This window comes from Brucella ciceri (genome assembly GCF_041930145.1).
Classification (GTDB): Bacteria; Pseudomonadota; Alphaproteobacteria; order Rhizobiales; family Rhizobiaceae; genus Brucella; species Brucella intermedia.
Genome location: NZ_JBHEEV010000008.1, coordinates 27,420 through 41,708, shown reverse-complemented (window position 1 = coordinate 41,708; position 14,289 = coordinate 27,420). Strand labels below are relative to the sequence as shown.

Genomic DNA, 14,289 nt, shown 5'->3' with positions numbered 1-14,289 from the left:
GCAACGTCCCTCAATTGAGAGTTTATTTCTAATTATCAGCGACAGGATGAAATTGTATTCCATCTGGGGTATTTGTCCAGATGAGAAACAGGAAGACGCTTCCATTGATCGTCGGGATTCTGGCTCGCTAAGGTATGCCTCGAAATGAAAACGCCGCCTTGAAGGCGGCGAAATCTTTAGAATGTCGGATTATTCCGGTTTTCCGTACCCGCCACCGGTCGGTGTGACGACGGTGAAGGCTTCACCTGCCTCCAGAACGGTCTGGTCGCAATTGCCAAGCACTTCAACCGAACCGTCCCCGCGGCGCACTTCGTTACGGCCGGTTTGTCCCGCCTCGCCGCCATCGAGGCCGAAGGGCGCCACGCGGCGATGCCCGGAGAGAATGGCGAATTCCAGCCTCTTCAATGCCCGGATCGTGCGCTTGGTGCCGTCGCCAGCGCTCCATTTGCCCTTGCCGCCCGATCCTTCCCGAATGTGGAAATCTTCCAGCAATACCGGAAAACGGGTTTCAAGAATTTCCGGGTCGGTCAGGCGTGAATTGGTCATATGTGTATGCACCGCATCCGCGCCATTGAAGCCGGGGCCGGCTGGTGCGCCCGAGCAGATGGTTTCGTAATATTGATATTCGTCGTTGCCGAATGTCAGATTGTTCATGGTGCCTTGGGCTGCGGCCATCGCCCTGGTCGCGCCAAACAGACAGTTGGTAACAGCCTGACTTACCTCGACATTTCCGGCCACGACCGCTGCCGGATAGCGTGGTGAAAGCATGGAGCCTTCCGGCACGATAATCTTGATCGGGCGCAGGCAACCCGCATTCATCGGAATGTCGCCTTCGACCAGCACGCGGAACACATAGAGCACAGCCGCACGGGTAACAGGTTGTGGTGCGTTGAAATTGTCGGAACGCTGTTCGGACGTGCCAGTGAAATCGACAGTCGCTTCACGCTTTTCCTTGTCGATCGTAACTCGCACTTCGATCTTGCAACCCTGATCCATTTCATAGGTGAAATGGCCATCCGGCAGCTTGTCCAGCACTCGGCGCACGCTCTCGGCAGCATTGTCCTGAACATGGCCCATGTAAGCCTTCACGACATCCTCGCCGAAAAGCCCGATCATCTTTTTCAGCTCGGCAACACCCTTTTCGTTGGCTGCTATCTGCGCCTTCAAATCGTTGACGTTCTGGGTCAGGTTGCGGACAGGATAGGTTGCGCCGGTCAACAGATCAGCCAGTGCATCTTCCCGGAACGTACCCCGGGCCACCAGCTTGAAATTGTCGATATAGACGCCTTCCTGCTCGATATTGACCGCAAGCGGCGACATGGATCCCGGCGAGATGCCGCCAATATCCGCGTGATGTCCACGGCTTGCGACCCAAAACCGGATTACACGATTGTCATCGTCGAAGACCGGCGTGCAGACGGTGAGGTCGGGAAGGTGAGTGCCGCCATTATATGGGGCGTTGATGAGGAATACATCACCGGGCTTGATCTCGCTGTTTTCGCGAATGGCGGTGGCAACCGATGCGTCCATGGAGCCCAGGTGCACCGGCATATGAGGCGCATTTGCAACGAGATTGCCTGCAGCATCGAAAACAGCGCAGGAGAAGTCGAGACGCTCCTTGATATTGACCGAATAGGCAGTGTTCTGAAGCGTCACGCCCATCTGTTCGGCGATGGACATGAAGAGATTGTTGAAAATCTCAAGCATGACGGGATCGGCTTCAGTGCCGATGGCCGTACGGGCGGGAAGCGCCTTGATACGTGTCAGCACCACGTGGTCATGGGCGCTCAGACGCGCCTGCCATCCGTCTTCGATGACGATTGTCTGGTTCTTCTCGATAATGATCGCCGGGCCGGTAACAGTCTGGCCGCGCTGCATCTGTTCGCGCAAGACAACGCCCGCATCGTGCAATTCGCCTTGCGAGAAGAAGCGTGTCCGCTCGGCTGTTGCGGCTTCCAGATCGCTCTCAAGTGATTGCGCGCTTTCGGTTTCACCCGCGCCGCCGCCAACGGCTTCTACTTCGACAGCATCGATAACGAGAGCCTTGTTTTCCGCAATGAAGCCGAAACGGCGCTTATGCGCGGCTTCAAACTCGGCGCGAAGACGGTCGGCGCTGTCCTCTTCGGGGAAGGTGGCTTCAACGGAGAGGACCGTATCGGTGCCTGCATAGCGGATGTGAGCGCGCAGATGTCGTTCAATGGCATCTGCTTCGATGCCTTGTATAGTGAGTTCGGCAACGCATTCCTGCGCAAGTTCTTCGCCTAGCTCCTTCAACGCTTTTGGAGCGTCGATATCGAGTGGGACGCCAAGCGCTTTTTGGCGCGTGGCGCGAATATCAGCAAGGCCCATGCCATACGCTGACAGGAGCCCCGACATCGGATGAAGAAGGATACTTTTCATGCCGAGCGCGTCCGCCACGAGACACGCATGCTGGCCCCCAGCTCCACCAAAGCAGTTGAGGGCATAGCGCGTCACATCGTATCCGCGCTGGACTGAGATTTTCTTGATGGCCTCAACCATATTGGCCACCGCAATTCGGATAAAACCGTCCGCCACTGCTTCAGGCGAACGACCGTCACCGATTTCGGCAGCGAGCGCGGTGAAGAGTTCGCGCACCCGCTCAACGTCTAGAGGCTGGTTCTGTTCAGGGCCAAAGATCGCCGGGAAAAATTCCGGCAGCAGCTTGCCAAGCATGACGTTGGCGTCGGTGACTGCGAGAGGTCCGCCATTACGATAGCAGGCCGGGCCCGGGTTGGCGCCTGCCGAATCCGGACCGACACGGAAGCGCCCGGCGTCGTAATGCAGGATCGAGCCACCGCCAGCGGCAACCGTGTGGATCAGCATCATGGGTGCGCGAACACGAACACCAGCCACTTCCGTCTCGAAAGCACGTTCATATTCGCCGTCGAAATGGGCCACGTCTGTAGAAGTGCCGCCCATGTCGAAGCCGATGACTTTCGGGAAACCGGCCGTTTCGCCGGTGCGGGCGAGACCGACGACACCGCCCGCCGGACCGGAGAGGATGGCGTCCTTGCCCTGAAAGAGATCCGCCGCCGTAAGGCCGCCCGACGACATCATGAACATGACGCGCGCGCCGGTGCGCTCGACATCCAGTTCGTTTGATACCTGTGCAACGTAGCGGCGGAGAACGGGTGACAGATATGCATCAACGACGGTGGTGTCGCCCCGTCCGACCAGCTTGATCAGCGGCGAAACTTCATGGCTGACAGAGACCTGCTCAAAGCCAAGGTCGCGCGCAATGCGAGCAATTTCAGCCTCATGCGCGGGGAACTTATAAGCATGCATGAGGGCGATGGCGATGGATTTGTAGCCCTGTTCTTTCAGTGCGACCAGTGCGCTTTCGGCTTCGGCGGGATCTAGCGCCGTTTCAATTGTCCCGTCAGCCTGTACGCGCTCATTCAGTTCGATCACCTTTTCGTAGAGCGCCTCCGGCTTGATGATCTCGGTTGCAAAGATGTTCTTGCGTTCCTGATAGCCGATGCGCAGCGCATCGCGAAAGCCTCTGGTGGTCACCAGCGCCAGCCGCTCGCCCTTGCGCTCCAGCAGCGCATTGGTGGCGACTGTCGTGCCCATACGGACTTCTCCGATGATTCCGGCGGGGACCGGATCGCCGGTTTTCAGGCCCAGATGTAGGCGAATGCCCTGGACGGCAGCATCCTTATAGGCAGACGGGTTTTCGGAGAGAACCTTGCGCGCATGAAGCTGGCCCTGTGGATCGCGCCCGATAACGTCGGTAAATGTGCCGCCGCGGTCGATCCAGAAATCCCATACTCCACGTCCCGTTCCGCTCATTATCGGCTCCCTCATCCAATGCAACTGGTGCATTTTGACATCTTTTCAGAATTTCATAGTCCCACTTTATTGACAAAATGTCGATAAGATGGTGACATAAAATACACATAAATGAGGGAGCAGCAAGAATGGGGAAGAAAAGGGACGGTGAAGTAACTGCGACGTTCTCCACCGAGATTCGGGAAGCGAGTTTCGAGGAAGTTGCGCTGCCCAAGCATCTGCGTCCTGTTGCTTCGATTGGCCCCATCGTTTCATCCGCCCATCTCGCTGAAGGCGGTTCACCCGGCATGTCCGAGGTCGAGTATGGCCTTATTCTCGCGTCTCATGCGTTTTCCCGTTGGATGGTACGTTGCATGGCTGCGGCAGGATTGCCGGGTCTTTCCCCTATCGAAGTGCTTATTCTCCACTCGATCCGCCATCGGGATCGCGAAAAGAAACTGGCCGATATCTGCCTCGTTCTCGATATTGAAGACACGCACATTGCAACTTATGCCATTCGCAAGCTTGAAAGTGCCGGCTTGCTGACCACCGGCAAGGCTGCCAAGGAAAAAACGGTAAAGATCACCGCCAAGGGGGCCGAAGCTTGTGCGCGTTATGCGCAGATTCGGGAGCGTCTTCTGGTCGATTCCACTTCCAATGCACGACCTTCGGAAGAAACGCTTTCGGAGGTGGCGGCCCTTTTGCGATTCATGTCCGGCGCATTCAATCAGGCCACGCGGTCTGCCATCACACTTTAAGAGGGTCAGAGTTTGAGCGGAACCGAATTGAGTGAGCCAGTTTCAAAGCCTTTGCTGACCGTCGATGGCCTCAGTGTCGAATTTGGGGCAAGCCGTGTCGTTGACGATTTGAGCTTTTCGGTCCATCCCGGTCGGACGTTGGCTGTGGTGGGGGAATCCGGTTCAGGCAAGTCGATTACGTCGCTTTCCATCATGCGGCTTGCCGATATGAGCGGCGCGAAGTTCCCCTCAGGTCGAATTATGTTGGGCGAGCGCGATCTGCTCAAGGCTGACCAGAAGACGATGCGAAGCATTCGCGGCAAGGAGATCGCCATGATCTTCCAGGAGCCGATGACTTCGCTAAACCCGGTTTTCACTATCGGCAACCAGATATCCGAAGTTCTGATGCTGCACGAGGGCATGACCCAGCAGGCGGCGCTTGCAGAAGGCAAGCGACTTCTCGAAATGGTGCGGCTTCCGGATGCGGAAGGACTGTTGAAGCGCTATCCGCACCAACTCTCCGGCGGTATGCGTCAGCGTGTCATGATCGCCATGGCGCTCGCCTGCCGCCCGAAATTGTTGATTGCCGACGAGCCGACGACCGCTCTCGATGTGACCATTCAGGCCCAGATACTGCACATTATCAGGGAGTTGCAGCAAGAGCTTGAAATGGCGGTAATTTTCATCACGCATGACATGGGTGTGGTGGCGGAAATGGCCGACGATGTCATCGTGATGTGGAAGGGTAAAAAGGTAGAGGAAGGTCCAGTCGGACAGATTTTCTCAAAGCCGCAGCATGCCTATACCAAAACGCTGCTGTCGGCGGTGCCGAAACTTGGCAGCATGACGGGCGAAGCCTTTCCCAAGCGAATGCCGGTCATGACCATGCGCGACGGTGTGCCGGTGGTGGCAGGGGAGGAGCGCAATCAGGACACTGCGCGCTACGATAGCAAGCCTCTCCTCTCTGTTGACGATCTCTATGTGCGCTTCCCGATCAAGAAGAACCTGTTCGGCAAGATCACGCATGTCTGCAACGCGGTATCGAATGTCGCCTTCGATATCTATCCGGGCGAGACACTGGCGCTGGTTGGTGAATCCGGTTCGGGCAAGTCGACCATAGGGCGCACAATCCAGCAACTTCAGACACCATTGTCCGGGGATATTCGCTTCAACGGCAAGGCATATTCGGCAATGAGCGCGGCCGAACGCTATGCAATGCGCCGTGAAGTCCAATATATCTTTCAGGATCCGTTCGCATCGCTCGACCCACGCAAGACGATCGGCTTTTCCATTGCCGAACCCATCCGTACGCATGGCCTTCTCGATAATGACAAGGCGATCAATGCGCGCGTTGCGGAGTTGCTGGAGCGTGTCGGTCTTGGCCCGGAACACGCCAGGCGCTATCCGCATGAGTTTTCGGGCGGTCAGCGTCAACGCGTTTGCATTGCGCGTGCGCTTGCTTCCAGGCCGAAGCTCATCATTGCCGACGAAGCGCTTTCAGCGCTGGATGTCTCCATTCAGGCGCAGGTCATCAATCTGTTCATGGACCTGCAGAAAGAGCACGATCTGGCCTATCTCTTCATCAGTCATGACATGGCGGTGGTCGAGAAGATGAGCCATCGGGTCGCGGTTCTCTATCTCGGCCAGATCATGGAGCTTGGTTCGCGCCAGCAGGTTTTCGAAACCCCATCACATTCTTACACGAAGCGGCTTCTGTCGGCTGTGCCGATTGCCGATCCGACTGCGCGGACCAAGCGACCTGCGCTGGAAGGTGAAATTCCAAGCACGACCCGCCTGATCGACGACAAACCGGCGATTTATAAACATCGCGAGGTCGCAGCCGGGCATTTTGTAGCTGAAACTGCCTGAACCATAAAAGCTTAACGAAACCCAAAGGGGAAAACAATGATAAGGAAAACACTCAAAGCCGTTTTCATGGCTTCCGCATTGTCGACGGCTGTGTTTGCATCTGCTCCGGCGTTCGCTGCCGGAAAGCTCACCATTTCGTCCCCGCAGGACCCGGGCAGTTGGGACCCGATCGACACTTTCCTCGTCAATTGGGCTTCTGTCGCCACCAATATTTTCGATGGCCTTGTCTATCGTGGACCGGACCTCAAGATTGTCCCGGCACTCGCGACTTCGTGGGAAGAACTGGACAAGGGCAAGCGCATTCGCTTCCATCTCCGCGAGAACGTCAAGTTCCAGAACGGTGAGCCTTTTAATGCGGACGCCGTCAAATTCACCTTCGAGCGTCTGTTGGGCGATGAAGGAGCGAAAGGTCCTCAGCGTTCCAACTATATTGCAATCGAAAAGGTGGAAGTGATCGACGAAAAAACCGTCGATTTTCATCTGAAGGCGCCCGATCCGGTTCTTATCACCAAGCTGGCCGGTTACGGCGGCATGATTGTTCCGCCAAAGTACATTCAGGAAAAGGGCGACGATTATTTCAATATGCACCCGGTGGGGACCGGGCCGTTCAAGTTCGTCTCATATGAGCCGAAGGTAAACATCAAGCTTGAGGCTTTCGCAGACCATTGGGGTGGTGCGCCGAAGCTTTCGGAACTCGAATATCGCTTCATAACCGAGCCTTCGACCGCCGTTGCCGAACTTCAGGCCGGTCGCGTCGATCTGGTTATCCCGCCAACCATTCCAATTGGAATGATCCCGACAATTCAGGGCGACCCAAAACTGGAGCTGGTCACCGCTTCTGGGCCTACGGTTTATGCCTTGCGCTTCAATACCGCTGACGGCATCACCAAAGACGAACGCGTGCGCAAGGCGCTGATTATGGCGGTGGATCGCGATGCGATCATTCAGTCCATTCTGGCAGGTCAGGCGGAAGCGATTGCCAGCTTTCAGGGCTCGTTATCCTTCGGCTTCGATCCGAATATGAAGCCGCTGCCTTACGATCCGGAAGGTGCGAAGAAGCTTCTCGAAGAAGCGGGCGTTCAACCCGGCGCAACCGTGCAGATCGATGTGCGCGGGCAGGAGGCAAGCTTCAATGAAGTGGCGCAGGCAGTTGCGAGTTTCCTGCAAATGGTTGGTATCAACGCAACCATCAAGCCTTACGATACCAACGTCCTTTTGAACGACATCATCCCGCAGGGCAAGACGGGTGCCATGTTCCAGCAGTCCTGGGGCGGTTGGACCTTCGACTACGACAACACTGCCTATTCGATGTATCATTCCGGCGAGAAGTGGAATCCCTACGACAAGGACGAAAAGCTGGACAAGATGCTCGAAGCACAGCGTTCGGTTCTTGACCGTGGGGAGCGTGAAAAGCTCCTGCAGGAAATCGCGCATTACGCAGCCGACCGCGCACTCGAAATGCCGCTCTATAACCTCAAGGCGATCTTCGGCGTCAACAAGCGCGTGAAGAACTTCGTTCCGGTTCCCGACAGCCGTCTGCGGTTGACGGACGTTACCGTTGAGTAAGCAAGAATGACAATACGGCGAGCCGGATATGTCCGGCTTGCCGCAGCATTGCGGAGGCGCACTGGTGGCCGGATTTCTGATTAAACGAATTTTGCAGGCGTTATTTGTGCTCGTCGCGATGACGCTGCTTGTCGCTTTCGCGGTCCGCCTGACGGGCGATCCGGCATTGATGCTGACGCAAGGTGCGGGCAGTATCACCGAAGCCGATCTTGCACGCATCCGCGAAGGTCTTGGTCTCAACCAGCCGTTCTTCGTTCAATACTGGCAGTTCCTGAAGGGCCTGTTCACGATGGATCTGGGGCGCAGTTTCCTCGGCGGTACACCCGTATCGACGCTGGTGGCTGGCGCCTTACCTGCTACGCTGATGCTTGCTTTCGCTTCACTGTTCGTTTCCATCGTGATTTCCGTCCCGCTTGGGATCAAGGCGGCCGTGTCCCGCGGAAAATGGGCCGACCAGTTGATCCGCATTTGCTCGCTGGTGGGCCTTTCCTTTCCTAATTTCTGGCTGGCGACCATGCTGGTGCTGCTTTTCGGCATCTCACTGCAGTGGCTGCCGCCAAGCGGCATGAGCGGCGTTGCGAGCTTCATCATGCCGGCGCTCACAATGGGTATCATCCTGACGGCAACGAATGTCCGTCTCGTGCGCACGTCGATGCTGGAAACGTTGCAATCGCAATATATCATGGTGGCACGGGCCAAGGGATTGAGCGAGAACAAGGTTCTCTACAAGCACGCGCTACGCAATTGCGCGATCCCGCTGATCACTTATCTCGGCCTTCAGTTCGGCGGCCTTCTCGGCGGCATCGTGGTAGTCGAGCGGGTGTTCAACTGGCCAGGCATGGGCACACTCGCCTTTGACGCCGTGGCAGGGCGCGATTATCCCGTTCTGCAGGCCACTATCGCGATCCTTTCCATGCTGATCATCGGCGTCAATCTTCTCGTGGACATCGCCTACGGGCTTGTCGATCCGCGTATTCGCACGGAGTAGGACCGATGGCGACCAAGACTTCATCCGTTCTGTTTTCGCGTTTTGCGAGCCTTGAGTTCATCGTCGGTGTCGTGCTCACCGGCTGTATTTGTCTGGCTGTGGTTTTCTCGGGCTATCTCTTTCCCGGTGGCGCTAACAAGATCGATCTTCTGGCGCGCCTGACGCCGCCATTTGTCAATCCGGCACATATTTTCGGGACCGATCCGCTGGGCCGTGATGTGCTGGCGCGTGTCGTCACCGGCGGCAAGGTTTCGCTGTTTGTCGGTTTTGTTTCGGTGATCGGCTCCGTTGTCATCGGCACGGTCATGGGCCTTGTCGCCGGTTATTATCGCGGCTTCTGGGATATGGCGCTGATGCGCTTTGTCGATGTGCAGTTGGCTATGCCGTTTATCCTGCTCGCCATTACGGTCATGGCCATTCTGGGCGGCGGGTTATTCAACACCATCATTCTGCTGATCGTCTCGCAATGTGTGCAATATGCGCGACTTGTGCGGGGCTCGGTACTATCGCTACGCGAGCGGGAATTCATCCTGTCGGCCCGCGCTATCGGCGTGAAGGATTGGCGCATCATTTTCCAGCACTTGCTACCGAACTTGCTCGGTCCGGTGATCGTGCTCATGACTCTCAATGTCGCAAACAACATCCTGCTGGAATCGAGCTTGACCTTCCTTGGCCTCGGTGTTGATCCGACTATCCCGAGTTGGGGCGGCATGTTGGCCGACGGGCGTACTTATCTCCAAACCGCCTGGTGGGTGAGCATATTTCCGGGTCTCGCCATTCTGTTCACTGTGCTAGGCCTCAATCTCCTTGGAGACTGGCTGCGCGATAGCCTCGATCCAACAGGCAGGACTTCACGATGAGCGTGCTTTTTGAGAAAACCTATCCCCGCACCGTTCACGCGCTTGTCGAACGTTTTATGAAACCGGAAATGCGCGGCGCGAAGATGGAAGCCTGGTTGTTCGACGACCAGCCGAGCCGCTTTGCCGCCGAAATGAAGCTGCGTGAAGCAGGTGTCGAGGCACGATTCCGTTCTGCCTACAAACCACTCCTTCACTTCTTTCTTGAAGAGGTGGATAGCGTCACGCTGAGGTCGGCTGCGATCCGCTATCCTCGTCATGACGCCTGCGTGCAGAACCGCTTTCTCCTGGAGACTTATCCGTTGTCCGCGCTGCTGCCGGGGGTGGATGTCACTTTCGCCGCTTCTGGGAAAGACGACTTTCACTATGAAGTTGATCTGCTTTTTGCCGATGGTAACAGCGAGAACCACCGGGTTTTTGCTCCAAACCGCGTGCACGAGGATTTCATCGGCGAAACGCTGGTTTCGCCGACTGGCTGGCTGTCCATCACGCATCATGGCAGAACTGATAGCGAACGCTTTGAAACATCATACGAAAAGCTGTTCCACGATACGATCTCGGCTATCGCCGCGCATGACTGGAAGCATGGCGAACCCTATTTTGACGAACTGAATATTGCAGTCAGCCTACCGATCACCGACCGCCGCCTGCCTTACGATGAGGAAAGGCTCAGCCTCACCGAAGCCATGCACGAGGATATCTATTTCTCGCTGCTCGAAGTTTTCCAGAAAAAGTCCGGCCGTCCGGTCGGGGATCGTGGTTTGCAACCGGGCCAGATCGTACCGGAAGTCCGCTTTCACGATGCGGCTCCTTCAGTCAGGGTCGAAACACGTCCGCTTGCCACAGCTGATGCAGTGACCGCTGAACAGGTGCTGGGAGAGGCTCAGGCGCCACTTTCCGCAGATCAGATCAAGCGTGAGATTATCGCGCTAGGTGGCCTGCCCTTTGAGGCAAAAAGCCGTGCAGGTCGGAGCGTTCGCGCGACCTATATCCAGGGCAGCGACGCGGCGATGATGATCAGCGCAGGTCAACATGCCAACGAGACCACGGGTGTCGTCGGCGCACTGCGTGCGGCCAACCGGCTGATCTCGCGTGAAAGCGCCCATTTCACGATTTCACCGCAGGAAAACCCCGACGGATACGAAATCCACAAACGGCTTTGCGCCTTGCAACCGCATCATATGCATCATGCTGCCCGCTATACGGCGCTCGGTGACGATCTGGAGTATCGCAAAGGCGAGGGGCTTTACGAAAAGGCTATCCGCGTTGAGGCGGAAAAGCTCACAGGCGCAAAACTGCATGTCAATCTGCACGGCTATCCGTCGCATGAATGGACGCGCCCGCTATCGGGTTATGTGCCGCGTTCTTTTGCCATGTGGACCCTGCCAAAGGGCTTTTTCCTCATCATCCGTCATCACGCTTCATGGGAGCGGCAAGCGGAGGAACTGATAGACCGGGTAACGAAGCATCTGGCGGCTATCGACGGGCTGGTTGCGTATAACAACGCCCAGATCAGGCTTTTCGAGCAACATGCCGGTGAAACGGGTTTCCGCATTATCAACGGTTTCCCATGCCTTGTCGGTGTGGATGATCGACACACCGTGCCGCTGACGCTGATTACCGAATATCCTGATGAAACGATTTATGGGGATGCGTTCGTCAAAGGACATACCGCGCAAATGGAAACGGTTCTGGCATCATACGATGCCTTGCAGGCACTGTTTCCGTCCAGCGCGGTTGCTTAGAGCGCGTTTCGATCCGATTGGATCAGATCGGCGCTTTAAAGATAATAAACGCCGATACGCTTCCCGCCGATGATTTCGACGGCAATCTCCATCTCGTAAATGTCTTCGAGGATTTCCGGATGAATGAGTTCGTCCGGGTTTCCCTGATGGACGACCTTGCCGTGGCGCATGGCAACGATATGGTCGGAGTAGCATGAGGCGAAATTGATGTCGTGCAGAACCAGAACGACCGTTTTTCCAAGTTCATCCGCCGCCCGGCGCAGCAGCTTCATCATTGAAGCCGAATGCTTCATGTCGAGATTGTTGAGCGGTTCATCCAACAGCACGTAGTCCGTGTCCTGGCAGAGAACCATCGCCACGAAGGCGCGTTGGCGCTGCCCGCCGGAAAGCTCATCCAGAAAACGTCCGCTTAAATCGTCAAGGCCGAGATAGCCGATGGCCTGTTCGACATGTTTGCGATCCTCATTATTCGGGCGACCCTTGGAATAGGGATAACGGCCGAAAGTTACGAGATCACGCACGGTCAGGCGGGAATTGATTGCGTTCTCCTGCCGCAGTATCGACAGCCGTTTTGCCAGCACGTCACCCAATGTGGTCAAAACGTCGAGTCCGTCTACGGTAACCCGCCCTTTGTCCATAGGCAGGAGACGGCTCATCATGGAGAGTAGGGTAGATTTTCCCGCACCGTTCGGACCGATGATCGAGGTTATGCCGCGTGCTGGCAGTTTCAGGGACACATCATCCACAACCGGGGTGCCATTGTAGGATTTGCTGACTTGGCTGATTTCTATCAACGCGCGTGCCCCCTGACGAGAAGGATGATGAAGACTAGGCCGCCCAGAAACTCGATAATGACGCTGAGTGCGGAATTGAATGAGAAGACACGTTCAAGAATGGTCTGTCCGCCCACGAGGCAGAAGACTGCAAGCAGGGCCGCTACCGGCAGTATAATTCGGTGCTTTGCCGAACCTGCAATCATGTAGGCCAGGTTGGCCACCAGCAGGCCGAAGAAGGTAATGGGCCCGACCAGTGCGGTGGAAACGGAAACCAGCACCGTGACCATGAACAGGATCTTGCGCACGATCCGCTGGTGATCGACGCCAAGATTGATCGCGGCGTCGCGCCCGAGAGACAGCACGTCAAAGACGTGAATAAAGCGCAGGCCGTAGAGCGAAACTGCAACAACGATAACGGCCGACATTATCAGAATGTCGCTGTTGATGGTGTTGAAGCTTGCGAAAAACCGGTCTTGCAGGACGGCGAAAAGATTTGGATCGAGCATCCGCTGCATCAGGTTGGAAATGCTGCGGAAAAACACACCGCAGACAATGCCGACGAGCATAACGAGATGCAGGCTGCGTGTGGCGCCCGAGAAAAGCCAGTAATAGAGCGTCCCGGCGAAAACCACCATGATGGCGGTTTCTGCGAGAAATCGAATGTTCGGTCCGAGCCAGTCCATATGGACAGCGCCGAAGAAGAAGACCACCACGGTCTGGATCAGGATATAGAGCGCATCGAAGCCCATGATCGAGGGCGTCAGGATGCGGTTGTTCGTGACCGTCTGGAACAAGACCGTCGAAACTGCAATCGAATAAGCAACCAGTAACATGGCTGCAAGTTTGGTACCGCGGAAGGACAGGATAAAGGACCAGCTTCCTTTTGCGCCGACAGTCATGAATGCGGCGACTGTAAGCAACGTGAGCAGGCAAAGCAGCGTGAGGTTCAGGGTGGGGCGCTTAAGCAAGGCGTGAACCTCGCCGCAACAGAAGGTAGAGGAACAGGACGCTCCCTACGACACCCATCATCGTTCCGATCGGGATTTCGTAGGGGAAGCGGACCAACCGTCCGACGATGTCGCAGGCAAGAACGAGCCCTGCGCCGAGCACCGCAACCCATGGCACCGCGCGCCGCATATTGTCACCCATGAACATGCTGACGACATTGGGAACGATAAGCCCCAGGAAAGGTATCATGCCAACCGTCACGACGACCGATGCACTGACCATCGAGACGATGATTAGGCCAAGTGTGACCACGCGGCGGTAGTTGAGCCCAAGGTTGGTGGTGAAATCCTCGCCTAGTCCCGCGACCGTAAAGCGGTCGGCGGCGATATAGGCGATGACAGTCAGGCTGAACGCGAACCAGAGCAATTCGTAGCGCCCGCGAAGAACGCCGGAGAAGTCGCCGGTCGTCCAGGAATTGAGCGATTGCAGGAGGTCAAAGCGATAAGCAATGAAGGTGGTGATCGCGTTGACAACACCACCAAGCATGATGCCGACCAAGGGCACGACAAGAACGGAACGCAATGGAATTGTACGAAGAATACGAAGGAACAGGGCTGTTCCAGCAAGCGCTGTGACGGATGCAACCAGCATTTTGCCAATAACCGGCGTCTCCGGTGCGAACAGTATAACCAGAAGAATGCCGAGACCCGCGGATTCCACTGTGCCAGCCGTTGACGGTTCAACGAAGCGGTTTCGGGTCAGCATTTGCATGATCATTCCCGAAACGGCCATGGACATGCCCGCCAGAATGATAGCAAGAGTGCGCGGAATGCGGCTGATGAGCAGAACTTCAGTGGCACGGTCTGTGCTTCCTGCCCCAAAAAGCGTACTCAGCGATACCTCGCTGACGCCGATGAACAGGCTTATGACAGCCAGTACGGCAACAACGATAACGGCTGCTGCAAGTCCCTTCACACGCATTTCCTGTTCTATTGCCTGATTACGAATTCG

10 protein-coding genes are annotated in these 14,289 nt (G+C 56.4%); 6 read left to right on the top strand and 4 right to left on the bottom strand.

Annotated features, from left to right (window positions below; genetic code table 11):
• Nucleotides 1-189 precede the first annotated feature (189 nt).
• Entirely contained in the window at nt 190-3,828 is a 3,639-nt protein-coding gene (locus tag JNC63_RS16135; RefSeq protein ID WP_374846533.1) for a hydantoinase B/oxoprolinase family protein, read from the bottom strand.
• A 113-nt stretch (nt 3,829-3,941) separates the two neighbouring features.
• Here JNC63_RS16135 and JNC63_RS16130 point away from each other — a divergent pair, with 113 nt between their 5' ends.
• From JNC63_RS16130 to JNC63_RS16105, 6 genes are all read left to right on the top strand, one after another.
• Nucleotides 3,942-4,550 carry a winged helix DNA-binding protein gene (locus JNC63_RS16130; protein ID WP_006469058.1) on the top strand — a complete coding sequence of 203 codons (609 nt, stop codon included), beginning with the start codon at nt 3,942-3,944 and terminating at the stop codon, nt 4,548-4,550.
• 12 nt (nt 4,551-4,562) lie between these two features.
• A complete protein-coding gene (locus JNC63_RS16125; RefSeq protein WP_006469057.1) occupies nt 4,563-6,398 on the top strand; it encodes an ABC transporter ATP-binding protein in 1,836 nt (611 codons plus the stop codon).
• A 36-nt stretch (nt 6,399-6,434) separates the two neighbouring features.
• The gene (locus JNC63_RS16120) at nt 6,435-7,964 is read left to right on the top strand and encodes an ABC transporter substrate-binding protein (protein WP_006469056.1); all 1,530 of its coding nucleotides are present in this window, start codon (nt 6,435-6,437) and stop codon (nt 7,962-7,964) included.
• A 64-nt stretch (nt 7,965-8,028) separates the two neighbouring features.
• Entirely contained in the window at nt 8,029-8,952 is a 924-nt protein-coding gene (locus JNC63_RS16115; RefSeq protein WP_031346976.1) for an ABC transporter permease, read from the top strand.
• A 5-nt stretch (nt 8,953-8,957) separates the two neighbouring features.
• Nucleotides 8,958-9,812: an ABC transporter permease gene (locus JNC63_RS16110; RefSeq protein ID WP_006469054.1), complete on the top strand. Its 855-nt coding sequence runs from the start codon at nt 8,958-8,960 to the stop codon at nt 9,810-9,812.
• Nucleotides 9,809-11,554, top strand: coding sequence for a M14 family metallopeptidase (locus JNC63_RS16105; RefSeq protein ID WP_006469053.1), 1,746 nt, complete (start codon nt 9,809-9,811; stop codon nt 11,552-11,554). The genes JNC63_RS16110 and JNC63_RS16105 overlap by 4 nt, the downstream gene beginning before the upstream one ends.
• A 35-nt stretch (nt 11,555-11,589) precedes the next feature.
• On the opposite strand, the gene JNC63_RS16100 is transcribed toward JNC63_RS16105, so the two are convergent.
• Genes JNC63_RS16100 through JNC63_RS16090 form a run of 3 tightly spaced genes read right to left on the bottom strand, consistent with a single transcriptional unit; the run spans nt 11,590 to nt 14,253 of the window.
• Nucleotides 11,590-12,348 carry an iron ABC transporter ATP-binding protein gene (locus JNC63_RS16100; RefSeq protein WP_063621086.1) on the bottom strand — a complete coding sequence of 253 codons (759 nt, stop codon included), beginning with the start codon at nt 12,346-12,348 and terminating at the stop codon, nt 11,590-11,592.
• Nucleotides 12,345-13,298, bottom strand: coding sequence for an iron chelate uptake ABC transporter family permease subunit (locus JNC63_RS16095; RefSeq protein WP_006472649.1), 954 nt, complete (start codon nt 13,296-13,298; stop codon nt 12,345-12,347). Before JNC63_RS16095 ends, JNC63_RS16100 begins: the two co-directional genes overlap by 4 nt.
• Complete coding sequence (locus tag JNC63_RS16090; RefSeq protein ID WP_006472648.1) at nt 13,291-14,253, bottom strand: ABC transporter permease; 963 nt, start codon at nt 14,251-14,253, stop codon at nt 13,291-13,293. The genes JNC63_RS16095 and JNC63_RS16090 overlap by 8 nt, the downstream gene beginning before the upstream one ends.
• Nucleotides 14,254-14,289: the final 36 nt, after the last annotated feature.